Genomic DNA, 25649 nt, shown 5'->3' with positions numbered 1-25649 from the left:
AAACGTTCATATCGCGAACGGGAGTCTTTCAGCGCGACGACAGGCCGTGCCGCTTGTGCCAGTCCGCCAGCGATTCCTCCGGCCAGGTGTCGCAGTGCACATGGCCTTTGCCCTTGGGCACGTCGACCCAGGGCGCGACCGATTCCAGCGAGGCCTCCACCACCTCCGGCGGGCGCGGCAGCGGCGTGTCGATAGCCGATGCATGCGGATACACCAGCTCCGGCCAGCGCGGGTCCCAAAGCCACAGCGCGCTGCCGCATTTCACGCAGAAATGGCGCTGCGCCGGCGAGCGCCGCACGCGCTTGCCGGGTTCGCGCAGCACGGCGTGGTAAATGCCCAGGTGCTTGCGCCCGCGCACGCGCAGCGTGGCCGCGTCGCCGCCGATGTTGATCGCGTAGCCCCCACCGCCGGCCGTCTTGCGGCAGATCGAGCAATGGCAATGCATATACGGACTGGGTGAGTCGGATTCAAGCGAGAAGTGGATCGCGCCGCAATGGCAGGAGCCGTCGAGATGCATGGTGTGGGCCTTTGCACGGTGGCGTTCAGGACAGTCCATTGACTGTAGAAAACCCCCGGCAAAGTGCCAAGGCGGCGGTGATGGCTAAAGCGCCTTGCGGAATGTCAGGTTGATGCGCAGCCGCCCCAGCAGCGGATGGTCGCCGTCGGCCAGCGGCGCCACGCCGTGGAAGGCCAGCCGCGACGGCCCGCCCCACACCACCACGTCGCCATGCGCCAGCCGCACCCGCTGCGGGCGGTCGGCGCGGCGCATGCCGCCGAACAGGAACACCGCGGGCAGTCCCAGCGAGACCGAAACGATGGGCGCGCTGAAATCGCGCTCGTCGCGGTCCTGGTGCAGCGAGAGCCGGGTGCCCGGCTCGTAGCGATTGATGAGGCAGGCATCCGGTTCGAAACCGGCAAAACCCGCTTGCGCCGCGGCAGTGGTGGCCAGCTTCCGGAAGCTCGCCGGCATCTCCGGCCACGGCTTTCCGTTCAGCGGATCGACGGGGTCATAGCGATAGCCACGCGCATCGGAGACCCAGCCGACCGTGCCGCAGTTGACCATCGCCACCGACATTGTCAGCCCGCCGGGGGTGATCATGTGCCGCCAGGGCGCAAGCGCGATGATGGCCTGGACGTCGGCCAGCAGCACTTCGGCATCCGCACGGGCCAGGCCGCGCAGGACTACGGCGCCGTCGGCGAGGGGTTCGATGGCGGGGCTGGCGGGGCCGTTCGGTGGCAGGTCGTCGAACAGGTCGAAAGTCATGGGTGGAGGTTTACGGACGCCTTGGCGCGGTCAGGCAACCGTCAGTTCCAGCCGCTTCCCCAGCGCCCGGAATGCAGCCTCGATCGTATCGATCTTGGTCGCATGGTCCAGGTTGACGATACGTTGCACCTCTTGCTTGCGCGTATTCAGCCGGCGCGCCAGTTCCGCCTGCGTCACGCCCTGCGCGATCATCTCGTTAAGCAGGAGCACCTTCGCCGACACGCTGGCCGGCAGTTCAACCAGATGCTGGCCGCGTTTTGCCTTCGACGGCAGCGGCACCGGGCGGCCATCTTCGAAATAGAATTCCATGGCCGTGGCGAGCGCATCGGCGGCCATTTCGCGGGCCTGCTCGATGGTGTCGCCGCTGGTCAGGGCTTCGGGGATATCGGGAAACGACACAGCAAAGCCACCGTCGTCCGGGACGATGTTGGCAGGGAAACGCAGCATATTGGGACTCCTTTGACGACAAGGGCAAGTTGGGGCGTGAGATGGAAGACTCATGACAGGCCGAGTTGCTTGAGAATCGCCTTGCGCAACCCCTCCCGGATCTCGTGGCTGGGATGCCGTGGCAGCGTGGTCTTCCTGCCATTGAGATACACCCTCACATGCTTCGCGCCTTCACTGAAGGTGGCGCCCTGTCCGGCGAGCCATCGCCGGAATTCACTCTGCTTCACCCGAATTCTCCTGCACCTCAGGGAAAGTCAAGGGTAAGCAAAAATGTTTACCGATTCTAGCAGCAATCCGTTAAATCTGGTTGCAGGATTGTGAGCGAAATACATGAATCGCCCTGCCGCTGACATAACAAAGGCCGCCCGTCGGGCGGCCTTGCATTCTCCGTGGCGCAATCAACACTGCGCTATGCAGCGCGAACTCAGGCAAACGTATCGATCTCGCCACGCCCAAGCACACGCGCGGGACGCACCGTCGTACTGGCCCCTGCCGCCGGCTCAACAGCCGCCAGCGTGCCGCTACCAAAGCCGGTTTGCCCGCGCCCATTCCCCGGTGCCTGCTGTTGCTGCCCGTTCCCATTGCCCGCCTGGCTGGCAAAGCCGTCTGCGCCCACCGAGGTCTGGCCAAGCTGGATGCCGTTTTCCGACAGCGCGGTGCGCAGGTGCGGCAGCGCCGCTTCCACCGCGGCGCGCACGGCCTGGTGGGGTGAGACGAACTGGGCCTGGGCCTGGTCGTTGACCACGTTGAGCACGACCTTGAGCGGCCCGAGGTCAGGCGGGTTCAGCTGCAGTTCGGCGCTTTGCTGGCCTTGCGTGCTCATGCGGATCATCTGCTGGCCGAGGGCCTGCGGCCACTGGCTGTCGTACAGCTGCGGTGTGACCACGGGACGGGCGGCCGCAGCGGCTGCAGTAGCCGACGGGGTAGCCTGGCCGGCCAGCGCGGCGGCCACGGCTGGTGTGTTGTCGGGGCTGGCCGCGGTAGCCTCGCCGGTGCGGGCGGCAGCCTGTGCGGCGGCGAACGGCGTTGCCACGGGCCTGGCATCCGCCGTGCCGGGGTTGGCGGCGAGCGGATCGGCGCGGTGCCGGGCGATGCCGCTTTCCGGGCGATTGCCCGATCCGCCGGCAGACTGGCCGCTGGCGTCCTGCTGCTGGACGGCCAGCACGTCGCCCGGGATGGCCTGCGCCGTGCCGGCCTTGCCGTCGGTACCTGCGCTGGCGCTGGCCTGCATCGCGGCGCGCTGGGATGCGATGGTGGCCAGCGTGTCGGCAACCGAAGGCTGTGCGGGCCGGGCTTCGGTGGTGACGACCTGCAGCGTGTCCGGCAGCGGCGTGGCGGCCGCCGGCATGGCCTCGGCCTGGGCATCTGCCGTGGCCGGCTGCGCGGCATTTGCCAGTGCCGCCTGCAGTGCGGCGGCGCCGGTGTCGGCAACGCCGGCGAGGGCGGAACCCGCCGCGCCGGCCGGCGCGGCAGCGGGGCTGGCCGGGGCTGCGGCGGGAAGCATCAGTGCCAGGGCCGCTGCGGCAGCGGCTGCGGCATCCGTCGGCGTGGCCGCCGCGGTGTCATCCTGGTCCTGGTTTTCATCCTTGTGGCCGGCCGCGGGCTTCTTGCCGGCCGCGGCGGCTGGCTGCGGCTTGCCGGCGTCGGCCTGCGCCGCGGGCTGGCGCGATGCGGGCTGGTCGCGCGCGGCGGTTTCCCCGGCCGGCGGCGCGGGCGCCTTGCTGCTTTCGCGGGCGCGCGACAGCGCGTCGCCGAATCCGCTCGCGGTTGCGTCGGCGCTGGCGCGCCTGGCGCCCTCGACCGCATTGGCGGCGCTGCTGACAATCTGGCTGATATCGATCATGGAGTTGGCTACGGGGGTGGCCTGGGTCAGGCTTCGCTGAGACGGCTGGCCGTGCTGCGGGCCAGGCGGGCTGCGTATTCGTCGTTGGCGCGCTGTTCGCGGCGCGCGGCAACCTGGTCTTCCTTCGCTTCGGCGCGCGCGATCAGCGTGTCGAAGGAGTTCAGGCGGCGCTTCTGGTGCTGCCAGTGGTTGCGCCCCGCCAGCAGGTCGGCTTCGGCCTTGGCCAGCGCCGCGCCCTGCTGGCGGATGGCATGGTCGAGCGAATCGAGAAAGCGCGAGAAGTCCTGCCAGCGGCTGGAGGTCATGCCTTCGGCGGCCACCACCTGCATGCGCGCGCGGTACTCATGGCGGTACTCGGTGAGCTGGTTGAGCTGCTGCTCAGCCTGCGTGCGCAGTCCCTGCAGCCTGCCCAGCTCGCGCGCGGCGGCATCGGTATCGTTTTGGGCGAGGTCAGCCAGCGTATTAAGCGGTGAATGCTTGAGCATGTTCACTCCTGTCGAAGAGGCTGTGAAGCTGGGCGATGGCGTCGTCGTAGCCGGCGCGCTCGTGGATGTCTTGCTGCAGGAAGGCTTCCATGCGCGGGTGCAGGCGCATCGCCAGGTCCAGCTCCGGGTCGTTGCCCGGCACATAGGCGCCTACGCTGATCAGGTCGCGGTTGCGCTGGTAGCGCGACATCAGCTGCTTGAAGCGACGCACCGAGCCGAACTGCTCATTCGGGATCAGCGCGGTCATGGCGCGGCTGATTGATGCTTCCACGTCGATGGCCGGGTAGTGGCCGGATTCGGCCAGGCTGCGCGACAGTACGATATGGCCGTCCAGGATGGCGCGCGCGGAATCGGCGATCGGGTCCTGCTGGTCGTCGCCTTCGGTCAGCACCGTGTAGAACGCCGTGATCGAGCCGCCGCCTTCGGGGCCGTTGCCGGTGCGCTCGACCAGCGTCGGCAGCTTGGCAAAGACCGAGGGCGGATAGCCCTTGGTGGCCGGCGGCTCGCCGATGGCCAGCGCGATCTCGCGCTGCGCCATGGCGTAGCGCGTCAGCGAGTCCATGATCAGCAGCACATGCTGGCCCTGGTCGCGGAAATACTCGGCCAGCCGCGTCGCATAGGCGGCGCCCTGCATGCGCAGCAGCGGCGAGGTATCGGCCGGCGCGGCCACCACGACTGATCGTGCGCGGCCTTCGGGGCCAAGGATGTTCTCGATGAACTCCTTCACTTCGCGGCCGCGTTCGCCGATCAGGCCGACCACGATCACGTCGGCGCTGGTATAGCGCGCCATCATGCCGAGCAGCACGCTCTTGCCCACGCCCGAGCCCGCGAACAGTCCCATGCGCTGGCCGCGTCCTACCGTCAGCATGCCGTTGATGGCGCGCACGCCGGTATCGAGCACAGTCTCGATCGGCGCGCGCATCAGCGGGTTGATCTGCTCGCCGGCCAGCGGCACCTCCATGGCGGCGGTGATCGGGCCCAGCCCGTCGAGCGGGCGGCCCGCGGCATCCAGCACGCGGCCCAGCAGGCCGGCGCCAACCGGCAGGCGCTTGGAGCCCGGCTCGCGCGGCGTGGTGATGCCGGCCGGCTGCGGCGATGGTTCCAGCGGGTAGACGCGCGCGCCCGGCAGCAAGCCCACCACATCGGATTGCGGCATCAGGTAGAGCCGGTCGGCGCCAAAGCCCACCACTTCCGCTTCCGCGGTGCGCGGGGCATTGCTGTCGGTGGTGAACTGCCCGGCGGGCAGCTCGATCAGGCAGTCGCTGCCCACCGGCAGGCGCAGGCCCACGGCTTCGAGCACCAGGCCCGCGGCGCGCGTCAGGCGGCCGCAGCTGCGTTTGCTGTCGAGCCCGGCGATGCCGGCCGCGGCGCTGTCCAGCGCGCCGATCCAGCGTTGCGCGTGGGCCAGCGCGGAATCCGGCGCGGGCGTGGCTTGCTCGGCGGCATCAGGCATGTGGCGGCTCCCATGGATCGTCGCGGCCCAGCGCCTTGACCACGCGGGTCCAGCGCGTAGGCAGCGTGGCATCGCGCTCGCCGCTGGCGGCGCTGGCGATGCAGCCGCCGCGCGCCACCGACGGGTCGGCGCGCACGGTCCAGCCGGCGGCCGCCAGTTCGCCATGCAGGTGGGTTTCCACCAGCGCCACGTCGTCGGGATGCAGCAGCAGGCTGGGCGATCCGCACAGCGCGGGTTCGCTGGTCAGCAGCTCGCGCACGGCCGGCAGCAGCACCGCGGGGTCGTTTGCCAGGGCGGTGCGCACCAGCTGGCGCGCCACGTCGAGCGCCAGCGACACCAGCGCGCGCGCGACCTGGTCGTCTACGCCGCCGAGCGCGCTGCGGAAGTTGGTGGCCAGCGCCTGCAGCTGCGTGGCCTCGTTGCGTGCGGCTTCCAGGCCGCGGGCGTAGCCTTCGCGGTGGCCGTCGCCGTAGCCCTGGGTTTGCCCCTGGGTGTAGCCCTGGGCATAGCCTTCCTTGCGCGCGCCTTCGCGCATCGCGTCGAGCGCCTCGAAATCGATCGGCGGCGGTGCGGGCTCGGATGGCATGGCGGCCAGGGCTTCGGGCGGCTCGCTTTCGCGGGGATCGAGCGAGCCCATCTGCCAGCGCTGCCAGCCGGCCGCGCCGCCACGCGCGCGGCGCGGGGGCTCGAACGGCGCAAAGCCGCCAGGATCGGCGGCCGCGCCGTTGCCGGCAAGGGAAGAGAGCGGGTCGCCGCGCGGCGCGCGGCGTGCGGCCTGGCCGCGCTCAGGGTTTGCCTCAGACATAGGCATCGTCGCCTCCGCCGATCTGCACTTCGCCCGCATCCGCCAGGCGCCTTACCACCTGCAGGATGGCCTTCTGCTCGGCCTCGACCTGCGACACGCGCACCGGGCCCAGCGCGTCCAGGTCCTCGCGCAGCATCTCGCCGGCGCGGGTGGACATATTGCGAATGAACTTGTCGCGCAGTTCCTGCGGCGCGCCCTTGAGCGCGACGATGAGCGACTCGGTGGCGATTTCCTTGAGCACGCGCTGGATGCCGCGGTCGTCGACCTCGAGCAGGTTCTCGAACAGGAACATCTCGTCGATGATCTTCTGCGCCAGGTCGCCGTCGTGCAGGCGCACGCCGTCGATCACAGCCTCTTCGTGCGCGGTGCTCATCAGGTTGATGATCTCGGCCGCGGTGCGCACGCCGCCCATGCGGCTGCGCTTCAGGCTCTGGCCCGCCAGCAGCTTGGTCAGCACGTCGGTCAGTTCCTGCAGCGCGCCCGGCTGCACGCCGCCGAAGGTGGCGATACGCAGGATCACGTCGTTGCGCAGGCGGTCGGTGAACAGCGCCAGCACCTCGGACGACTTCTGGCGGTCCAGGTGGATCAGGATGGTGGCGATGATCTGCGGATGCTCGTCGCGGATCAGCTCGGCAATGGCCGTGGCGTCCATCCAGTTCAGCGAATCGATGCCGCCGCCCGGATCGCGCGACTCCAGGATGTCTTCGATCACCGACTGGGCGCGTTCCTCGCCCAGCGCCTTGTTCAGCACGCTGCGGATAAAGGCGTTGGAATCGACGTTCAGGGCCAGGTACTGCTCGGTCTCGGTGCGGAACTCGCCCAGCACCTCGGCCATTTCCTCGCGGGTGACCGAGCTGAGCGTGGCCATGGCCGAGCCCAGCTCCTGCACTTCGCGCTGCGACAGGTGCCTGAACACCTCGGCCGCGGCATCCTCGCCGATCGCCATCATCAGGACGGCGCTCTTTTGCAGGCCGGATTCGGAGATGCCCTTAGCGGTTGTCATTGGCAATCCAGTTCTTGATCACGCTGGCGACCAGGCGCGGGTCGCGCTGTGCGGCGTCGCGCACCAGCGCGAGGTCGCTTTCATACTTGGCGGCAAGCCGCAGGATTTCCGGGTTGGCGGGCTCGTCCGGCGGCAGCAGCACTGCCTCGGTCTCGTCCCTGGGTTCCGGCGCCGGCAGCGGCGGCGAGGTGTAGCGGCGCAGGACCGGCCGCGCCACCTTGAACCACACGAACAGCGCCAGCAGTGCCAGCAGCAGGTAGCCCGCAAGGGTCTTGCCGAGCTCGATCATGTCGGGCTGCTTCCACAGCGGCACCTCGGGCGCGGCCTTCTCGCGCTCGGCGGTGAATGGGCTGTTGACCACGTTGATGGAGTCGCCGCGGTCGGCCGAGAACCCCATCGCCTCCTTGGTCAGGTTCTGGATCTGCGCCAGCAGTGCCGGCGGCAGCGGTTCGGCCACGAGCTTGCCCTTGGCATCGGCCTGCTGACGGTAGTTGACCACCACCGCCACCGACAGGCGGCGCACGCCGCCCGGTGCCTGCTGCACGTGGCGCACGGAGCGGTCCAGTTCGTAGTTGACGGTGGAGTCACGGCGATTGCTGCTGGGGCCGCTGGAAGCGGTGGCATTGGCGACCTGGGCGCCCTGACCTGGCTGGGCAGCTTGCCCCGCCTGTCCCGGTTGCCCGGCAGCCGGAGCACCGGCCTGTCCCGGCGCCTGGCCCGCACGCGGCGTCTGCGGCGTGGTCACGGGCGCGGCGGCGGCAGCCGGCGGCTGGTTCGACAGCGCCCCGGGCACGCCGCCCGGCGGCGTGACACCCTGCTGGGTCGACTCGCTGGTCTGCTGGCTGCGGATCGCCGAGCGGGTCGGGTCCTGGTTGGGCTTGTAGCTCTCGTCGGTGTGCTCGACGATGGAGAAGTCGACGTCGGCGGTCACCTGTGCGCGCACGTTGTCCTTGCCGACGATCGGCGTCAGGATCGCTTCGATGCGCTTCAGGTAGTTCTGCTCCAGCGCCTGGACGTACTTGAGCTGGGTCGCGTCGAGCATGCGCTCGTTGCCGGTGTTCGACAGCAGGTTGCCGTGCTGGTCGACGATCGAGATCGACTTGGGCGTCAGCTCCGGCACGCTCGACGACACCAGGTGGCTGATCGCAGCGACCTGGCCTTCATCGATGGCGCGGCCCGGGTAAAGCTGCAGCACGATCGACGCGGTCGGCTTCTGGCGTTCGCGCACGAACAGCGTCGGCTTGGGGATGGCCAGGTGCACGCGGGCGGACTGCACCGCGGCGATGGACTCGATCGAGCGCGCCAGCTCGCCTTCCAGCCCGCGCTGGTAGTTGACCTGCTCGGCAAACTGGCTGATGCCGAATTTCTGGTTGTCCATCAGCTCCATGCCGGCCGTGCCGCTCTTGGGCAGGCCCTGCGATGCCAGGCGCAGGCGCGTCTCATGCACCTTCTCGGCCGGCACCATGACCGCGCCGCCGCCTTCGGCGAACTTGTACGGCACGTTCATCTGCTGCAGCGACTGCAGCACCGCGCCGCCATCGCGCTCGGACAGGTTGCTGTACAGCACCTTGTAGTCCGGGCTGCGCGACCACAGCACGCCCACCGCGATGGCCGCGGCCAGGGCGGCGCCGGCCAGCATCAGCGGCAGCTTCGGGTTGGCCTTCAGGCGCTCAATCACTTCTGCCGGGCGCCCGGGCAGTGCCACGGTCGCGGTCATGCGCGTGCTCCGGATCCGGCGCCGCGATGCTGGCGACGGCACGGGCGATGCTGACCGCCTTGGTCGTCGGCGCGGCTCACGGCACGGCTCACATTACGCTGCAGAGAAAACACGCGTACTCCCGAATCGATGATTGTCTGGTGATTTCCGGAGCCAGCACGGGACGACAGCCCGCGCTCTTCCGGCACGGTGGCAATGATCGGCCAGACTTGAGCGCGACAATCCGGCGAATAGACGCGGTTTTTTGTCCGATTTCGGCCCATGGCGGGGCGGCACCGGCGGGTACTCTGCGGGGGCTGAAACTGGGTGCGAACCGCCTGAGGCCCGCCTGCCGGCAGGCTACTCTGTGATGCAAGGGCGCACCACAAGACGAACTCTGCCGGTGGACCGGCATACAACGACCCAAATGACCACTATCTCTTCCATCGAGAGCATGCTGCAGCAACTGCGCGGGATGTCCCAGGTTGCCTCGGGCAACAGTGCCAGCCAGTCCGCCGCGCCGGTCGGCGGCGGCTTTGCCGGCGAGCTGCAGCGCTCGCTGGGCCGCATAAACGCCGCGCAGGAACGCGCCTACGGCCAGGCCGAGGCGTTCGAGCTGGGCAAGCCCGGCGTGGCGCTCAATGATGTGATGGTCGACCTGCAGAAGGCCAATGTGTCGTTCCAGACCGGGGTGCAGGTGCGGAACCGGCTGGTGGCGGCTTACCAGGAAATGATGAATATGGCGGTGTAACGGCAGCCGCGTGGCCGGTCACCCCGGCCGGAATTTCCGTGCCTGGCCTGGCCAGAAGTGCCGGACCGTCCTGAACGATCACTTACGGCGCGGGTATCAGGTTGTCGGCGTTGCGCCCAGCCGGGGAAGTCTCCCCGCAATTTGCCGTAGAGCCCGCGCCACCTTACTTGATCCGCTTCAACCATGCACCCGGCCAGTAAGTGACGGCTTCGCTGATATTGCTCTCGTTGAAGTGGAATGGCGGCGTGCTGTGCACGAATGCGTCGCTTTGCTGCGCGAATTCCCTGGCCGCGGACTCCGGGTTGTTCCATGTCCAGTCGAGATTGCTGCGCGGTGCACCGCTCAGGCGGCCCATGATCCCATCGGTAGCGACAATATACGAGCCGATCGAGACTAGCGGCGCGTAGGCTGCCAACTCCGCGGCCACATGCGACTTGCTGTGATTCGAATCGAGCAGGACGAGCACGGTTTCCCCTGGACGGATCGACGTGGCCACCAAATCGACGACCTCCGGCGCTACCGAACTGCCCTCGTGCATGGTGATGTAGTCGCCGTAGAGTTCATGCGCTTCCATTGCCGCCCGGTTGTGCGGCCGAATCTCGATGTCGACGCCAATCACGCGCCCCTTTCCCATTGCCTTGCACAGGCTTGCGTAGAAAATTAGCGAGCCGCCATGAGCGATGCCGGTCTCGATGATCACGTCCGGCTTGAGCTGGTAGATCACCTCCTGCAGGCGGACCATATCTTCCGGCAACTGAATGATCGGTCGCCCCATCCAGGTGAAGCTGTAGACGTGCTTGTTGTCCCAGCCGCAGCGTAACCAGGCTTCCGAGACAATGCCAAATGCTTCGGCGGTCGCGATGGCGTGTGTTTCGTTGCCGGATTCGGTGATCTTGCTGACCGTGCCGGCAACGGTATCGATTTGGATCTGCATGGGTGTATGACTGGAAAGGTAAGTGAGGGGGGCACCGGAGGCGGGCAAATGGCCACTCGGACCAAGCGTGCGAGTTGGTCGGGCCGAGTCAAACCACGAAGTAGGAGATACGACTGCAGAAGGGCACGCGCTTGAGTGCTATCTGGTTGATCGGCAGAATATCGAGCAGGGCCGCCGTCTCACCAGGAAAATCCTTCATATTAAGTTCGTCGAACACCACCACACCACCTTTCGGCATGCGCGGAAGCAACAACTCCAATGCGCGCCTAGTTGGCGCATAGACATCCATGTCCAGGTGGATCAGGGCGGGAATGACGTGGGGATTGTCGGCCAGGAAGGCGGGCAGCGATTCGGTGACATCCCCGCTGACCAGTTCCACTTTGGGCAGATGGCCGATGAAGCGATTAGCATCATAGAGTTCGATGGCGCGTGCGACGCGCGCGTGCGAGTCGATCCCGTAGCCGCCGACATGCATGAAGCTAGATCGGCTCTTTCGGTCGGATTCGCTCAGCTCACCAAAGCCGTTGAAGGTGTCGAATCCGTAGATCTTGCGGGTGATATTGCTGGGCTCGAGCACAGCACTGAACTGTGCATAGCTCATCAATCCCTGTCCGTTGAAGACACCCAGCTCGAAAATGGAGCCGGGCACGTCCACGATCTTGCTGAACAGTTCGTAGCGGACCAAGAAGTCAGTAATGACCTGCCGCGGCGAGTAGAGGCTGAACGAGCGCAGCTTGAGCAAGGTCGAGCTGTCGTCTTCCTGGAAGAAGCGTTCAAGCGCCTCATAGTACTCCAGGTTCTTCGCGGAGTTCTTGCTGGCATCGATCTTGTTCTGATCGATCGCTTCAATCTGGGTAGGGGCGCTCATGCCGGGATCCTGTTCTTGTTCGGGTGGTAGCCGGGGTAGTCTACGTAATAGATGTTGGTACGATCCCCCGTAGGGAATCCCTGCCGCCGCGCGTGCTCGTCGCCAAGGTCCATAATGCGCAACTGCGCCGTCCACCGGATCTGGCTCGAATGATTCGCCGTGCTGCGGTGAAGCAGCATCTGCTTGAAGACCACCGCATCACCACGCTTGGCCTCGATCGTGTCGAATGCCTCGGTGACCTCGTAGTCCAGGCGCAGGTCGCGCTGAAGCATGGGGATGTCGGGGGCGATGGGCTTGTCGCTGATCTTTTGAAACGGATAGATGCCACGTTGGTGGCTTCCCGCGACTACTTGGATCGTACCGTGGTGCAGGTCCACTTTCTGCAACGGCAACCATAGCGTGATGGCATTCTGCGAGCCAAGCAGGTAAAGCGTATCCTGGTGCCAGTCAAACAGGTGCTTGCCGTCATGCGGCCGGTCGAGTCGCATATTGCAGCACCCCATCAATGATGGCAGTCGCATGCCAAGCTCGCGGCACAGTTGCATAACCCGACCGCTGCCGGAAAGTCGGCTCAAGGCAGGCAGGTAGGTCAGGCGGTCGTACAGCATCGACTGCTTTTCCTCCGACAGCGCGTAGCTCTCCATCCTGGTGACGGAGAAGTCCGGACCGACCACCAGCTTGCCGAGTGCCTCAAGGTCGGCATCCAGTTCGTCCAACTCACCGTCCCGAAAGAAGTCCGGAACGATTGTGTAACCCCGAGTTTCGAAAGCATCGATGCTCATCAATTGTCTAACCTCTAATAGCTTCACCGTATTGGTGCTTGTATGCGCTTATGCAAAGAGCTAGGGGCAAGGGTATACCGGCGTTGCGCTGTCAAAGCCGTAAGCAGTGGCCCGAATCGGCGTCTGTTCGCCGCCTGTCCGGGAAGCGGCTAGAGGACAAGGCCAGCAAAGGGATCGCGCGGGACAAAGCCGAACTCGCGGGTGATCCTACCGACGTCGAGCAGGGGAAACTTCACGGCAGAGGCGTGCTCGTCTAGGGCTACGGCGAAGTCACGCTGTTTCCGCAGGATAGCGATGAGTTGCGCATTGCTGGCATTACTGCCGCTTGCGACGTTGTAAAGGAACTGCTTTCCTCGCGTGGCGATGCGCGGTAGTAACTCAACGACATCGTCCAAGTGGACATAGTCCTTCTCGGAATCCAGGCTGCTGCGCAACATCACCCTGCCGTGTTGCCGAATGTCCGCCAGCAGGCTATTGAGGAAGCACGGAGAGCTTTGTGTGCCGCCGACTACGTTTGATAGCCGGGCCACGCGCACCATGCGTTGCGCGTATGCGCGGCACAGGGCCTCGCCGGCCAGCTTGCTCAGGTTGTAGAGATCGTCCGGCGTGTTGGGGCACACCGTCAGCGGGCCATCCTCGTGACCGTGGCCGGCACCCAGATATACCCGTGTGGTCGAGAGATAGAGGAGGCTGTCGAAGCTCGCCTTGCGCAAGATGGTGCCCAACAGGCCGACATGCGCTTCCATGGCGTCGCCGGGTCGGCTGCGGAAATCGGCGGTCAGGCCCACACAGTAGATCACGTGCCCAAGCGGATCGGCAAGGATGCGCTCGCTGCCGCGTGGGGGGCAGAAGCATTGATGGCCGTCGGCATCGAGCTTGGCTTGCAAGTGGCGGCCGATATAGCCACTCGCGCCCAGCACGGTGAACCTCATTGACGATTCCCGACCTGCCGCAAGGGGTTGCCGGCGTGAATCGAATAAGCTGACAATTCGCCTCGTACCAGCGAACCTGCGCCGATCACGCAGCCGCGGCGGATAGTGGTTCCGTCGAGGAGTACGCAATTGGCCCCGATCCAGACATCGTCTTCAATCAGGATGCCGCCTTTGCTTGGGGCGAAGCGCTGCTCGGCAATTAAGCGCTCGCGATCGCGATAGGCGTGATTGACCGGCGCGAATGTGCAGTTGGCCGCCACCGCGACGTGATTGCCGAGCTTGATGCCGTTGCCAGAATAGAGCACACAGCCTGAATTGAGGTAGCAGTGCTCGCCAATCTCGACATTACCTTCGCCCCCAGCGAACTTGATCTTGACGAAGGAGTCTACCGTGCTGTAGGCGCCGATGGTGACGCTATTGCCTCGTTGCGAGTCCTCGATGTCGCACAAGGCCGAGATACGTGCCGCGGGATGGAATCGATGCATATCAGTTTTTCTCCTGAAGCGCCGACCATAACGGGTAGGACCGGTCGCGCTCGCTCATGATTGGCTGTGGCAGCGGCCACGCGATGCCGAAGCGCGGGTCATCCCAGCGCACGCCGCGGCTGGCATCGGCTTGGTAGGGCGTGCTCATCTGATAGAACACTTCCGTGTCGTCTACCAGGGTCTGAAAGCCATGAGCCACCCCTTCTCCCAGGTACAGAGCGCGATGGCCATCTGCGCTAAGCTCAAAGACTTCCCACTGGCCGAAGGTGAGCGAGGCCGGCCGCATGTCGAGCGCCACATCCCAGATGGTGCCGCGCGTTACCCGCACCAGCTTGGCTTCCTGGTGCGGCACAGTCTGGAAGTGCATGCCGCGCAGGGTGCCTCGGTGCCGGTTGAGGGAAATATTGCATTGAGCCAGGCACGGGTTGAGTCCCTGTGCCAGCCATTCGTCGGCGCACCAACTGCGAGCGAAGAACCCGCGCTCGTCCTCGTGCGGAACGATATCCACCAGATAGACTCCGGGCAACCGGGTTTCGCTAAACTTCATACAACCTGCACCTCTGGTATCGGAATCACGAAGCGGCCGCCCCACTGACGAACGTGTGCCATCTCCGCCATGATCTCGTCGCGCAGATTCCACGGCAGGATCAACACATAGTCGGGGCAGTCCTCGGCGATCTTCTCGGGCGCATACACCGGGATGCGCGTACCCGGTAACAGCTTGCCTTGCTTCTGGGGATTGCGGTCCACGGTGTATTCGATGAAATCGGTGCGGATACCGCAATAGTTGAGCAGGGTGTTGCCCTTGGCCGGCGCGCCATAGGCCACTACGCGCCTACCGGCGCGGCGTGCCGAGGTGAGAAAGGAGAGCAACGTGCGCTTGGTCTCGCGAACCTGCTCGGCGAACTCGGCATAGCGGCGCAGCGAACTTAAGCCTGCATTGCGTTCGTCTACCAGACAGCCGGCCACCGCGGCGGTGGCGCGGTGGCTTGCGCTGCTGTGGCAAGCATAAATGCGCAAACTCCCGCCGTGCGTGGTAAGGTGCTCGACGTCGAAGACACGCAGGCTGGCACGTGCGAACACCGGAAGCAGCGCGGTAAGTGAGAGATAAGAGAAGTGCTCGTGGTAGAGGGTGTCGAACTGGGTCTGCTCGATCAGGTGCAGCAAATGCGGAAATTCCAGTGTGATTACACCTTCTTCCTTCAGTACGTAGGGCATGCCGCCGACGAAGTCGTTGATATCCGGCACATGGGCGAGCACGTTATTGCCCAGTAACAGATCGACGCACCAGCCCTCGTCGCGCAGCGCTCGCGCGCAGTCGCGCCCAAAGAACACTTCGCGGCTGGCGACTCCCTTCTCGCGGGCCGCGGCGGCGGTATTGCCCGACGGCTCGATGCCAAGGCAAGGGATGCCGGCGCGCACGAAGTACTGCAGCAAGTAGCCGTCATTGCTGGCGAGCTCTATGACTTTGCTCGCTGCGCTCAGTTGCAGACGTGCCGTGATCTGCTCCACATAATGCTTGGCATGTGCTAGCCAGGATGTCGAGTAGGAAGAGAGGTAGGCATAATCGCCGTGAAAATGGTCTCCCGCGCCGGTGACATCCCTCAATTGCACTAGCCAGCAATGGTGGCAAACCATGGCATGCAAAGGGTGGAAGAGTTCGCTTCGGTTGGCGTTCTCCGGTCGGATGAATGCATTGGAAACGGGAGATAAGCCAAGGTCGGCGAAGCTATGTTCCAGCTGCAACCCGCAGGAACGGCAGATTGGGCCGTGTAGAAGATCGGCGCTCATGCGGTGAATGCATCCAGTTGTTGTTCCGTGGCAGTTCGGGCCTGCCGGGGGGCGCGCTGCACAGCGCGGTACCACTGCGCAGTCGCAGCCAGAGCCTGCTCCAGCGTCCATACCGGGCGCCATGATAGTGCCTGGCGCGCTAGCGCCGAATCAAGGTACAGCAAGCGTGCCTCGTGTTGCCTGCCGTCCTCGTGGCCAGGATCGGCCTGCCATTGCAACTCGGGCCAATGGTGGCACAGGCTATCCAGCACCTGGGAAACGGGAAGGTTGTCGGTCGTTTCGGGTCCAAAGTTGAAGGCCTGCGCAGCCCTCGCATCACCGACAAGCAGGCGGGCGCCAAGCTGCAGGTATCCGTGCAACGATTCCAGCACGTGCTGCCAGGGGCGCGTGGCCAGTGGATTGCGTACTAGCAAGGCGGTCCCCGCCGCGGCGGCGCGCGCCGCATCCGGGATCAGCCGGTCTTCCGACCAGTCGCCGCCGCCGATCACATTGCCCGCCCGCGCAGTGGCGAGGAGGACGCCGCGTTCGGCTAGGAAGGCCTGGCGATAACTGTGGGCGACAAGCTCGGTCGCGGCCTTGCTCGCGCTGTAGGGATCGTGCCCTCCTAAGCGGTCCGATTCCCGGTAGCCCCAGGCCCATTCCCGGTTTGCGTAGCATTTGTCCGTGGTGACCACTAGCACCGCCTTGACGGAAGGGCAGCAGCGCACGGCCTCGAGAAGGTTCACCGTTCCCATCAAATTGGTTGACCAGGTATCGACGGGGTCGCGAAAGCTCGCGCGCACAAGTGGCTGTGCGGCCAGATGAAAGACAATTTCGGGCTGCGCTGCCTGCATTGCCTCCCGCAGCGATCCCAGGTCGCGAATGTCGGACAGATGCTGCCGGCGCAGTTCTTCGCCGATGCGAGCAAGCGAATATAGCTGTGGTCCGCCGCCGGGGGCGAGCGCATAGCCGGTGACATGCGCACCGAGGCGTGCCAGCCAAAGCGTCAGCCACGAGCCTTTGAAGCCGGTGTTGCCGGTCAGGAAGACCGGACACGCCGCATAGCAGGAGAGGTTGTCCATTACCACGATTTCCAGGGTGCCTTTCCTGCTTGCCAGAGATCTTCCAGCAGGTTCTTCTCCCGCAGCGTGTCCATGGGTTGCCAGAAGCCGCGGTGCTCGTAAGCCATGAGCTGGCCACGGCGGGCCAGTTCGCGCATGGGTTTGTCTTCCCAACTGGCGAAGTCATCGTCGACCAGCTCGATGACATCCGGCTGCAGCACAAAGAAGCCGCCATTGATCCACCCGCCGTCGCCACGCGGCTTCTCGCTGAATCCATTTACATAGGTCGATTCGCGTTCAAGCGCGCCGTAGCGTCCCGGCGGCTGCACTGCGGCGACCGTGGCCAGATTGCCATGTGCGCGATGGAACGCGATCTCGGCGCTAATATCGATATCGGAAACACCGTCGCCGTAGGTCAAGCAGAACGGCTCCTTGGATTCAAGATAGTCGGCGATCCGTTTTATCCGCCCGCCTGTCATGGTGTCATCACCGGTATCCACCAGCGTGACACGCCAGGGCTCAGCTTTGCGGCGGTGCACGCACATGGTGTTTTCCTTCATGTCAAAGGTGACATCGGACATGTGCAGGAAATAGTTGGCAAAATATTCTTTGATGGCGTATCCCTTGTAGCCCAGGCAGATGATGAAGTCGTTCACGCCATGGAAGGAATACATCTTCATGATGTGCCAAAGGATTGGCTTGCCGCCGATCTCGATCATCGGCTTCGGGCGGAGATGCGACTCTTCAGATATGCGGGTGCCAAGGCCGCCCGCCAGAATAACGGCTTTCATGCGGGCCCCGCTTCTGCCTGGATGCCCACTATCTCGAGCAGTGTGGGTATCGGCAATTGATCCAGATAAGCCAGGTCGATGCCGAATTGCTCCTGTAGCAAATTGGCAAGAAAATCCTTCTCGACCTGGCATTCGTCCAGCCTGGCGCTAAGGAGTCGGTATAGCTGCAGGGAGTACCTGCGTAGGCCGGCGGCTTCTATCAGTAACTCGAGCGACACCACTTTGTCGCCGTTCAGATAGCTCATTTCTGCCAACGCATAGGCGACCAGCCAGTGCTTGTTCCATTTCGCCGAAATGTTCTCCAATAACCCGCACAATTCGTCATACAGGCGATTCTCCAGTAAGGAAGTAATCGCGATGGCGATAGCTGCGTGGGAGTACCATTCACCGGCAAAGAAAATGCCATCGGTAGACAATTTGTCCACTACCTCCGGCGTTCGGTACTGCTGTACGAGCGCGGTAGTTTGTTGCTCGAACCAGCGGGCAAAGCTGGCCGCATCGAACATGCTGCTTTGTTCCAGGCATGGGCGCAGCGACATTCTGAGTTCGCTAAGCCGGGCGATGTCGCTCGCTAATTGGACAGCGGTCTCCACGTAAGCCGCTTCGCTATCGCAGATCAGGAAGTCGAGCCCGGCCGGATGCAGCACCGTTGCGGTGAGCCGTTCATGGAAGGCGCGGCCAGCCAGGGTTATCACTGGAACACCCATCCACAAAGCGTCGCAAGTGGTGGTGCCGCCGGTCAGCGGGGCGGTGTCGAGGGCGATATCGATATTGTTGTAGGTCAGGTACTGATTCTTGCTGTCGCGTGCAATAAACTGGACCCGCTGCGCTTCAATGCCTGCATTTTCCATGCGGGCCAGCAGCGTGTCGCGCACGGATTCATTGTCCACGCCAATCGCCTCCACAAGGAGCCTGCTGCGCGGGCAGCGGGCAAGTACGGCACTCCACATGCGTAAAGTCTTGTCCGTGATCTTTCCGAGGTTGTTGCAGGAGCCGAAGGTGATATAGCCCGCTTCGAGGGCAGGAGTCTCATGCACCCGGTAAGTCGGGCCATAGGCCTCGAGAGGACGGGCCACCAACGGGGAATAGGTGCAGAACGAGCCCGGCGCGCGGAGCAGGGTCTCGGTGTAGTGCGCTTCATAACCCTCGGGGTCGCCGCACCAGTCACTGATGCGGTAGTCGATCGACTTCATGCCGGTGCTGCCCGGGTAGCCCAGCCAAGTCATCTGGATTGGGGCAAGGCGGTGGGCCATGAACTGCAGCGGAGACACGCCAGTGTAGCCGCCAACATCAATCAGTACGTCAGGCATGGCTTTGTGCACGGCTTGGGCGACTTGGATAGCCGTGAATCCGGCGATATCGATAAAGTGCTCTGCGTACTGGCTGAGGCGCCGCGTTATGTCGTCACGCTGCCGGTTAAGACAGAACAGTATGACCTCGAAGCGGCTGCGATCCAGATTGGCGATGAACGGCAGGATGAAGTAGGCACAGGAGTGCCGTTTCAAGTCATTGGACATTAGTCCTATGCGGATACGGCCGCCGGACGTTGCCGGCGTCACACGGCGGTGAGTCGCGGTGCTCTCTAGAACCTTGGCATAGGATTTGGCTTCGATGAGCAAGTCAGTTGCCGAGGTCTTTTCGTCGCATAGCAAGACGAACAGTAGCGAGGTGCGGTTGACGTGATGCGCCGGAATCAAACCGCATGCGCGTCGCAACGCCGCGATGGCCTCGGGAACACGCCCTATCTCTTTCAGGCTATTTGCCGAGTTGCCCAAAGCAGCAACATTGTCGGGCGACCAGGCAATGGCGCGCGCCGCGGCGTCCTGCGCCGCTGAGTATTGCTGCAGATTAAACAGCGCCGCGGAATAGTTGACCCATCCCTCGACGTAGTCGTCCCGGATATCCAGGCAAGTCCTTAGCACCTCGGCGGCTTCCTGGTAGTTCCCCATTGCGAGGAAGACTTGGCTCTTAAGCGAGAGGACGTCGAAGTTTCCGGGAAATCTCGCTAGTGCCTCCTGCACGAGATCGAGGGCCCCGTTGACGTCGCCTAGCTGGAGCGTGGCGATGCCACGCCAATAGTAGGCGTGGCAGGCTTTGGGGTCGAGCTTCTCGGCGTTGCGCGCGGCCTTGATGGCATCGGCATAGTTGCCCGTCTGGTAGCTGGCGCTTGCCTTGCGGATCAAATGCTGCGCCTTGGAGGCGGGTTGCTGACGTTGCATGAATTTTGGGCGACTGAGTGGTCGGGGCGCTCCCCGGTTGGCCGACTTGAACTAGCGGACAGGAGGGGAAACGCCATTACGATAGCCTCGCCGCGTCGGTAGGCAACGAGCGAACACAGAACAAAAATGGCGTCAATTCAGCGATACCATCGGCACGCGGCCGCTTGGCGCCACTACATCCTGCTATGCAGTGCCGTCTCCGGCGTCGAGGTTATACAGCCACGCCAGCAGTTCGGCCACCGCCACATAGAGCTGCGGCGGGATCTGCGAATCGAGGTCCACCTGCATCAGCAGGCCCACCAGCGCCGGCGAGCCATGCACATAGACGCCGGCTTCCTGCGCGCGCGCGACGATCGACTCAGCAACTACGCCATAGCCCTTGGCAACGACGCGCGGGGCCGCCCTGTCGCTCTCGTAGCGCAGCGCCACGGCAGTGCCACGCGGCGCGTCAGGTCCGTTGCCGCTCAAGGCTGCGCTCCTGGCCACGCGGGCTCGCCGGTATCGACCGCCAACCGCATCAGCACGATGCCGTTGGCGGCAAGGTTGCCCGAGAGCGCTGAGCGCGCCGCGTTCATGCGCGAGACGATGGCGCGGTCGGGTGAGAGCAGGCGTGCCTCCAGTCCTGTGCCGTTCAGCGTCAGGCTTGCCTCTACCGGGCCGAGTTCCGGCAGGCTCAACAGCAGGCGCGTGGTCCACGCGCCCTCCGGGCATTCCGCGATGCCGGCGCCGCTACGTTCGCAGTCGCGCTGGATTTCCCAGGCCATCGGCACGCCGGCCCAAGCTTCACCTGCCCAGCGGAACTGCTGGGTGGCCAACAGTTCGAGTTGCTGGCGCACTATGCCCTCGCTGGCGGGGTGCATGATGGGGCCTGCACCGCCGGCATGCGTGGATGGCTCCCGGCTGTCGTCGCTCACGTGCGAGGCTGCGCGGAGATTTACCCGTGAGTCTTGAACCACCGGGTGCTCAGCCTCCCTGGCCACTGCCTCATAGGCTTGCGCCGCCTGGCTGGGGAGCATAGACCCACGTGCATGGGGCTGCGTGGCGGACGTGGCGCGCGAGATGGCAGGCGGCGCGGCCGGTTGGTCCTCCCCGATTCCGGGAAACCGCGACTGAGGAGGAGAAGGCAAGTCTTGGTCGTGATCCACCGCCTTCTTGATGCCCGTGTCAACCAGTTTGGCAGTAGCCGGCAGCAAGGGTAGCGGCGCCTGCGCCGCCGGGCTGAAGACGGTGGCATGCTGCGGTGGCGGCGCTGCGGCAGCACCCGGTCTGTTGGTAGCCGATCGTATCGTGGCTTGCGGTTCCTTGAGGAGCTCCACGAGCGATCTCGCTCCTCTCACCCATTCAGCCAGGTGGCTTTCATAGAATAGTCCGCTCTGTCCGACCACCGCCTCCAAGGCAGTGCGCAAGCCAGCCGTGGCCGCCGGCGGTGAGGGCAGCAACGGCACGGTGGCGCGCGGTGCCGGAGCGTCTGGCCGCTCGAGCACATCGAGAATTGCGCGCGCGGCAAAGCTCAAGGTCTCGCGGGTCGAGCCGGTCAAGGCCGGGTGGTCAGGCCGGGCGCCAGAGCTGGCCATCGGGCTAACGCCGTGTCCTTGCACGGCCATGCCGTTGGCGGTCTGTGCGCCGCTTTGGGCCAGGTCGGCGGTCGGCAGCATGGCCGCCAGCTTGGAAACCGATAGCGCGTTGCGCAAGCCTTGCGGATCGGCGCCACGCAACAGGGAAGGGTCCGGCGAGACGGTGATGCCGGTCATGGCAGGCGGAGACGTTATCTGGGTTGACGGGGGCGCAGCGCTATTCAGGCCGCATGCCGTAGATGTGCCCCAGTTCCTGTTGGCGGCGGGCATTGCCCAACAGCATGCCCAGGCGGGTCCACTCCGGCGTCAGCAGGTTGCGAATGGCGGCGTCGGAGGCGAGGATGCGCTCCAGCCGCTGATAACGGCAGGTCAGTTCGCTCTCGGAGATCGGCGCACTGTGGTCCATCCGGCGCAAGCAGTCTACCTGCGCGGCGTAGACCTCCTGGAGTTCCTCCATGGCATCCCAGTTGCCAGCCTGGACGATTTCCAGCATTTGCTCGGTCAGCAGCTCCAGCTCTTCGTAGCAGCGCAGGATTGGGCTTTTGGTATGCATCTTAGCTCTCCACCAGAGCCATTTGCGGAGCGGCAGCGGGCTGTGTAGGGTCACCGATCTGGACCCAGGCCGAAGCGAGGCCTTCGAGCAGTTGGTCGACCTCGTTAAGCAAGGCCACATCGTTACGCAGGTTGGCCTGCAACAGACGCCGCGACATATAGTCATAGAGTTGCTCGAGGCTGGCCGCGATGTCGCCGCCTGCTCCGTGGTCCAGCACGGCGCGCAGGCCGTTGTCGATGATCTCGATGGCCTTGGAAATGGACTTGCCCTTGTCCTGCACATTGCCCGATTCAAGGTGGAAGCGGGCCTGAGCGATGGCCGAGCGTGCGCCGTCGTAGAGCATGACGATCAGCTTGTGGGGGCTTGCGCTCATAGCGCCAGTCTGTGCCCCGACCTGCGCATAGGCATTTGCGGCTTGGCGTGCGTACATGGTTGGACCTTGTTTAGGGATATTCGTTTACTTCTTGGTCGAGTTGCTCAGGGCGTTAAATTGCTGCGTCAGATAGCTACTGGTCGAGTTCATCTGCGCGACCAGCAGGTCGAGCTGCGTGAACTGGGTGCGATAACGTTCGATCGTGGCGTTAACACGGTCTTCGGTCGAGGTGTAGTCGTTCGCCAGGTCCTTCAAAGTCTTCGTCACGCCATCGGTGGCGGATTTCAATGCACCGTCGGTCGCGTTGAAACCGTCAATGGCGTCTGAGATCTGCCGCCCATAGCCTCCGGTAGTGCCGTCGCCGCCGAACAATTGCGTCACGCCGATCAGATTGTCCTTCAGCGCCGTGCTCAGCTTGCTGTCGTCTACCGACATGGTGCCGTCCTTCTGGAACGACACCCCGATCTGCGACAGCGTGGTCAGGCCGGTGCTGCCGCCCTGTGGCGTATTCAGAATGCCGCGTAGACGGATCTGGATATTGCGTAGCACGCCGTCGCCGGTGAGGGCGGCATTGGTCTGTGCATCGGTATCGAAGGCGGTGAGCTGCCTGGCGGAGCTTTGCAGATTGTTGTAAGCGGTGACGAAGGCCTGTATGGCCGTCTTGATCGAGTCGGTATCGCGTGTAACGGTCAAGCTGCTGCTACCTACTTTGTTGAGCGTCATGGTCACGCCCTGCGCAGCATCGGTGACGGTGTTGCTGGCGTTGGTCACGGCAATGCCGTTGATGCTCAGATTGGCGTTGGTGGCGCGCACCGTCTCCCTTACGCCGCTGGGCTGGTTAGTCGACGCCGGATCGTAGCCGAGCAGATTCTGTATCGCGGGAGACGAGCCGGTAATTCGCATGGTCGACGCTTCACCGGTCGCACTGGACGTTACCACTAGGCGGTAAGGCGTGCCGCTGCCGTCGTTGACGATGCTGGCACTCACGCCAATATTGGCCTTGTTGATGGTGTCGCGGATACCCTGCAGCGTATTGTTGCTGCTGTCGATGGTAACGGTCTTGGTGGAGCCGGCGGTGGGGGTGAAGGCGGGGTTGACATAGGTGCCGTAGGTGGGCGAGGCAGGGTCGTTGTCATAGCCAGTCACATTGCCGAAGTCGAATGTCAGCGTGCCGGTGCCGATCGCCGTGGTCTGGCTGGCTTGGCCTGCGCCCACCAGAGACTGCGCCTGGGCCAGTCCGGTGACGTTGACCGAATAGCTGCCGGTCATGGCGGTTGTCGCGGCACTGACGGTCAGCACATCGGTTGAACCGGCAGTCGCTTTGACCGCGCCGAAGGTGATGACGTCCGCCAGCTTCTTGGCCGCCGCCTGGTACGCCGACAGGACGCTCTTTACGGTGCCATAGGCCGACAGCTTTGCCTGGTAGGCTGTCTGCCGGTTCTTGATCATCGTCAGCGGCGTGCTCTCGGCGGTGGCCAGCTTGTCGAGCAGACCAGACAGGTCAAGGCCGGAGCCGATGCCGATGGAAGAGACGGATGCCATATCAGATACCTCGCTGTCTGCTCTAGTTCAGGAATGTTCTACTTGCTTGTTCATGCAGTCTGCTCGACCAGCAGGCCCTGCAATTTGTTCATGGCGCGCGCGACCCGCATCATTTCCTCGGACGGCATCTGGCGGATCAGCTCGCCGGTGTCGCGGTCCACGACATTGGTGATGACCTTGTGTGAGTCCTCGTCGATCTTGAACTGCAGGCTGATCGAAGTGGATTGCAGCGCCTCGCTGAGTTCCTTGATGGCGTCGGTCGTTGCCGCCGGCAACGTTGCCAGCGCCGGCGCCGCCTGGACTTGGCCATCTCGGGCAGCCGTCGCCGGCGCCGATCGCGCAGGTGGCTGGGAAGTCTCACCACTCAATGTGCGAGTCAGGGCAGGAAAGGCAGCAGCGGAAGTAGCCATGTCAGGTCTCGTCGCAAAAACTGGAAGCGCTAGGCAAGCAGCGGCCTGCTTGCGTAGCACTCCGGCAGCAAAGCCGGGCCTACAGGCCCGGCTTTGCTGCGGAAGGTTGTGGCGAATTAGCGCAGCAGCGACAGCACGTTTTGCGTGGTCTGGTTCGCTTGCGCCAGCACCGAGGTACCAGCCTGTTGCAGGATATTCGCGCGGGTCATGTTCGACACTTCCGTTGCGTAGTCCGCGTCCTGGATGCGCGAGCGCGAGGAGGACAGGTTGGTGATGGTGGTGCCCAGGTTCGAGATGGTCGAGTCGAAGCGGTTCTGCACGGCACCCAGTGAGCTGCGCAGGTCGTCCACGATCTTCAGTGCGGCGTCCAGCTTGGAGAGCGGGTTGGCGCTTGCCACGCCGGTGAACTGGGCGGTGGCGGCGGTGGCGCCGTTCTGGCTCAGGTTGATGGTGGTACCAGTCTGACTGCTGGTCGTGCCGGCACTGCCACCGTCGGTCAGAGCGCCGACGGCGACTGCGTAGTTTTTGTTCTGGATCGTGATGTAACCGGTGGCAGCACCGAGGGAGTCAGCACCGACCTTGACCAGCATGCCGGTTACGTTCGAGCCCGCTGCGTTGCCGTTGGCGGCGTCGGCTACATTGATGTCCACCTTGTTCAGCGAAACGGCGCCGTTGGTCTTGTTGATCGAGGCAGCATAGTAATCTTGGCCACTCTTGACCACGTAGTTGCTGCCGCCACTTACATTGTGCAGCGACAGGTCGGCAGCGTTCACGCCCAGGGAGGTGGCTGCGGCGGAGAGGTCAACGTTGACGGGGGCGCCGCTGCCTGCCGAAACGGTAGTAATGGCGTTGCTGACGTTCAGGTTATTTTTGGCGACGGTGAAGCCGGTCAGGCCCAGCGTGCTGGAATCGATCTGCTTCAGGCCGATGGTGATGGTTTCGCTGTCGTTGGCACCAACCTGGACCGTCAGTGGCTTGGCGCTGGAGGACAGCACCTTCACGCCGTTGAAGTCCGTCTGTTGCGAGGTGCGGTCGACTTCTGCCAGGCGCTGCGTGATTTCATCCTGGATCGACTTCAGGTCCGAAGCCGAGTTCGAACCGTTGGCAGCCTGCACGCTCAGTTCACGGATACGTTGCAGGTTGTTGTTGACTTCGGTCAGCGCACCTTCCGTCGTTTGCGCCAGCGAGATGCCGTCGTTGGCATTACGCTGGGCTTGCGTCAGGCCGCGGATGTTCGCGGTGAAGCGGTTCGCAATCGCCTGACCAGCGGCGTCGTCCTTGGCGCTGTTGATGCGCAGGCCCGACGACAGGCGCTGGATCGCCGTGTTCAGCGACGATTGCGAAGCATTCATGTTGTTCTGAGTCATCAGAGACAACGAATTGGTGTTAATGACTTGCGCCATGGTACGACTCCTATATGCAAAGTTTTGGGCATTCCGGCTAGTGCCGTAACGTTGGCGGCCTGCTTTGCAGGGCGTAGAGTGCCTCCGTTGCTTGGGTTATCGACCGGGCAAGGCAAAGGTTTAGAGTGATCTCCGCGATAGTTGCGCGGGGTGCCGGCAGGGCCGGCAGAGGCGCCTTGCGGCAGGGAGCGGCGGGGCGGGAAGG

28 protein-coding genes are annotated in these 25649 nt (G+C 64.2%); 1 reads left to right on the top strand and 27 read right to left on the bottom strand.

The window, feature by feature from the left end; all coding sequences use genetic code 11:
• Window positions 1-28 precede the first annotated feature (28 nt).
• The 10 genes from AC3WRR_RS10705 to fliF all read right to left on the bottom strand — a co-directional run bounded on the left by AC3WRR_RS10705 (window position 29) and on the right by fliF (window position 9017).
• Window positions 29-517: a GFA family protein gene (locus AC3WRR_RS10705; protein ID WP_492296914.1), complete on the bottom strand. Its 489-nt coding sequence runs from the start codon at window positions 515-517 to the stop codon at window positions 29-31.
• 84 nt (window positions 518-601) lie between these two features.
• Window positions 602-1264, bottom strand: coding sequence for a DNA oxidative demethylase AlkB (alkB, locus tag AC3WRR_RS10700; RefSeq protein WP_011617823.1), 663 nt, complete (start codon window positions 1262-1264; stop codon window positions 602-604).
• Window positions 1265-1294: 30 nt separating this feature from the next.
• Complete coding sequence (locus tag AC3WRR_RS10695) at window positions 1295-1711, bottom strand: type II toxin-antitoxin system HicB family antitoxin (protein WP_010810694.1); 417 nt, start codon at window positions 1709-1711, stop codon at window positions 1295-1297.
• Between the two features lie 50 nt (window positions 1712-1761).
• Window positions 1762-1938 carry a type II toxin-antitoxin system HicA family toxin gene (locus AC3WRR_RS10690; RefSeq protein WP_010810693.1) on the bottom strand — a complete coding sequence of 59 codons (177 nt, stop codon included), beginning with the start codon at window positions 1936-1938 and terminating at the stop codon, window positions 1762-1764.
• A 197-nt stretch (window positions 1939-2135) separates the two neighbouring features.
• On the bottom strand, window positions 2136-3554 hold the full coding sequence (locus tag AC3WRR_RS10685) for a flagellar hook-length control protein FliK (protein ID WP_010810692.1): 1419 nt from the start codon (window positions 3552-3554) through the stop codon (window positions 2136-2138).
• 26 nt (window positions 3555-3580) lie between these two features.
• Window positions 3581-4039, bottom strand: a complete 459-nt coding sequence (gene fliJ, locus AC3WRR_RS10680) for a flagellar export protein FliJ (protein WP_010810691.1) — start codon at window positions 4037-4039, stop codon at window positions 3581-3583.
• The gene (gene fliI / locus AC3WRR_RS10675) at window positions 4017-5492 is read right to left on the bottom strand and encodes a flagellar protein export ATPase FliI (protein WP_058697368.1); all 1476 of its coding nucleotides are present in this window, start codon (window positions 5490-5492) and stop codon (window positions 4017-4019) included. Before fliI ends, fliJ begins: the two co-directional genes overlap by 23 nt.
• Window positions 5485-6303 carry a flagellar assembly protein FliH gene (gene fliH, locus AC3WRR_RS10670; RefSeq protein WP_011617819.1) on the bottom strand — a complete coding sequence of 273 codons (819 nt, stop codon included), beginning with the start codon at window positions 6301-6303 and terminating at the stop codon, window positions 5485-5487. Before fliH ends, fliI begins: the two co-directional genes overlap by 8 nt.
• Entirely contained in the window at window positions 6290-7300 is a 1011-nt protein-coding gene (fliG, locus tag AC3WRR_RS10665) for a flagellar motor switch protein FliG (protein WP_010810688.1), read from the bottom strand. Before fliG ends, fliH begins: the two co-directional genes overlap by 14 nt.
• The gene (gene fliF / locus AC3WRR_RS10660; protein ID WP_492296911.1) at window positions 7287-9017 is read right to left on the bottom strand and encodes a flagellar basal-body MS-ring/collar protein FliF; all 1731 of its coding nucleotides are present in this window, start codon (window positions 9015-9017) and stop codon (window positions 7287-7289) included. Before fliF ends, fliG begins: the two co-directional genes overlap by 14 nt.
• A gap of 406 nt (window positions 9018-9423) precedes the next feature.
• Here fliF and fliE point away from each other — a divergent pair, with 406 nt between their 5' ends.
• Complete coding sequence (gene fliE, locus AC3WRR_RS10655) at window positions 9424-9747, top strand: flagellar hook-basal body complex protein FliE (protein ID WP_058697366.1); 324 nt, start codon at window positions 9424-9426, stop codon at window positions 9745-9747.
• 163 nt (window positions 9748-9910) lie between these two features.
• On the opposite strand, the gene AC3WRR_RS10650 is transcribed toward fliE, so the two are convergent.
• The 17 genes from AC3WRR_RS10650 to AC3WRR_RS10570 all read right to left on the bottom strand — a co-directional run bounded on the left by AC3WRR_RS10650 (window position 9911) and on the right by AC3WRR_RS10570 (window position 25444).
• Entirely contained in the window at window positions 9911-10681 is a 771-nt protein-coding gene (locus tag AC3WRR_RS10650) for a cephalosporin hydroxylase family protein (RefSeq protein WP_492296909.1), read from the bottom strand.
• 88 nt (window positions 10682-10769) lie between these two features.
• Window positions 10770-11549 carry a class I SAM-dependent methyltransferase gene (locus AC3WRR_RS10645; RefSeq protein WP_492296907.1) on the bottom strand — a complete coding sequence of 260 codons (780 nt, stop codon included), beginning with the start codon at window positions 11547-11549 and terminating at the stop codon, window positions 10770-10772.
• A complete protein-coding gene (locus AC3WRR_RS10640; protein WP_492296906.1) occupies window positions 11546-12331 on the bottom strand; it encodes a phytanoyl-CoA dioxygenase family protein in 786 nt (261 codons plus the stop codon). Before AC3WRR_RS10640 ends, AC3WRR_RS10645 begins: the two co-directional genes overlap by 4 nt.
• Before the next feature lie 149 nt (window positions 12332-12480).
• Entirely contained in the window at window positions 12481-13263 is a 783-nt protein-coding gene (locus AC3WRR_RS10635; RefSeq protein WP_492296905.1) for an NAD-dependent epimerase/dehydratase family protein, read from the bottom strand.
• Window positions 13260-13748 (bottom strand): acyltransferase, encoded by a 489-nt coding sequence (locus AC3WRR_RS10630; protein ID WP_492296903.1) that lies wholly within the window; start codon window positions 13746-13748, stop codon window positions 13260-13262. Before AC3WRR_RS10630 ends, AC3WRR_RS10635 begins: the two co-directional genes overlap by 4 nt.
• A gap of 1 nt (window position 13749) precedes the next feature.
• Window positions 13750-14295 (bottom strand): dTDP-4-dehydrorhamnose 3,5-epimerase, encoded by a 546-nt coding sequence (rfbC, locus tag AC3WRR_RS10625; RefSeq protein ID WP_492296901.1) that lies wholly within the window; start codon window positions 14293-14295, stop codon window positions 13750-13752.
• Window positions 14292-15539: a methyltransferase domain-containing protein gene (locus AC3WRR_RS10620; RefSeq protein ID WP_492296899.1), complete on the bottom strand. Its 1248-nt coding sequence runs from the start codon at window positions 15537-15539 to the stop codon at window positions 14292-14294. The genes rfbC and AC3WRR_RS10620 overlap by 4 nt, the downstream gene beginning before the upstream one ends.
• Window positions 15536-16600 (bottom strand): CDP-glucose 4,6-dehydratase, encoded by a 1065-nt coding sequence (gene rfbG, locus AC3WRR_RS10615; RefSeq protein WP_492296898.1) that lies wholly within the window; start codon window positions 16598-16600, stop codon window positions 15536-15538. The genes AC3WRR_RS10620 and rfbG overlap by 4 nt, the downstream gene beginning before the upstream one ends.
• Window positions 16600-17370: a glucose-1-phosphate cytidylyltransferase gene (rfbF, locus tag AC3WRR_RS10610; protein WP_492296896.1), complete on the bottom strand. Its 771-nt coding sequence runs from the start codon at window positions 17368-17370 to the stop codon at window positions 16600-16602. Before rfbF ends, rfbG begins: the two co-directional genes overlap by 1 nt.
• Window positions 17367-19589, bottom strand: a complete 2223-nt coding sequence (locus AC3WRR_RS10605) for an O-linked N-acetylglucosamine transferase, SPINDLY family protein (RefSeq protein ID WP_492296895.1) — start codon at window positions 19587-19589, stop codon at window positions 17367-17369. The genes rfbF and AC3WRR_RS10605 overlap by 4 nt, the downstream gene beginning before the upstream one ends.
• A 183-nt stretch (window positions 19590-19772) precedes the next feature.
• A complete protein-coding gene (locus AC3WRR_RS10600; protein ID WP_492296894.1) occupies window positions 19773-20057 on the bottom strand; it encodes an EscU/YscU/HrcU family type III secretion system export apparatus switch protein in 285 nt (94 codons plus the stop codon).
• Window positions 20054-21340, bottom strand: coding sequence for a flagellar hook-length control protein FliK (gene fliK, locus AC3WRR_RS10595; RefSeq protein WP_492296892.1), 1287 nt, complete (start codon window positions 21338-21340; stop codon window positions 20054-20056). The genes AC3WRR_RS10600 and fliK overlap by 4 nt, the downstream gene beginning before the upstream one ends.
• 40 nt (window positions 21341-21380) lie before the next feature.
• Window positions 21381-21716 carry a flagellar protein FliT gene (locus tag AC3WRR_RS10590; RefSeq protein ID WP_492296890.1) on the bottom strand — a complete coding sequence of 112 codons (336 nt, stop codon included), beginning with the start codon at window positions 21714-21716 and terminating at the stop codon, window positions 21381-21383.
• Window position 21717: 1 nt separating this feature from the next.
• The gene (fliS, locus tag AC3WRR_RS10585) at window positions 21718-22146 is read right to left on the bottom strand and encodes a flagellar export chaperone FliS (RefSeq protein ID WP_492296888.1); all 429 of its coding nucleotides are present in this window, start codon (window positions 22144-22146) and stop codon (window positions 21718-21720) included.
• 27 nt (window positions 22147-22173) lie between these two features.
• On the bottom strand, window positions 22174-23631 hold the full coding sequence (fliD, locus tag AC3WRR_RS10580; protein ID WP_492296887.1) for a flagellar filament capping protein FliD: 1458 nt from the start codon (window positions 23629-23631) through the stop codon (window positions 22174-22176).
• Between the two features lie 50 nt (window positions 23632-23681).
• The gene (locus AC3WRR_RS10575; protein WP_492296885.1) at window positions 23682-24041 is read right to left on the bottom strand and encodes a flagellar protein FlaG; all 360 of its coding nucleotides are present in this window, start codon (window positions 24039-24041) and stop codon (window positions 23682-23684) included.
• A 116-nt stretch (window positions 24042-24157) separates the two neighbouring features.
• Entirely contained in the window at window positions 24158-25444 is a 1287-nt protein-coding gene (locus AC3WRR_RS10570; RefSeq protein WP_492296883.1) for a FliC/FljB family flagellin, read from the bottom strand.
• Window positions 25445-25649 lie beyond the last annotated feature (205 nt).

The sequence above is a fragment of the Cupriavidus sp. FW305-3-2-15-C-LB2 genome, assembly GCF_058787575.1.
Note: the sequence above shows the minus strand (reverse complement) of the source record. Positions and strands in the feature narration are given on the sequence as shown.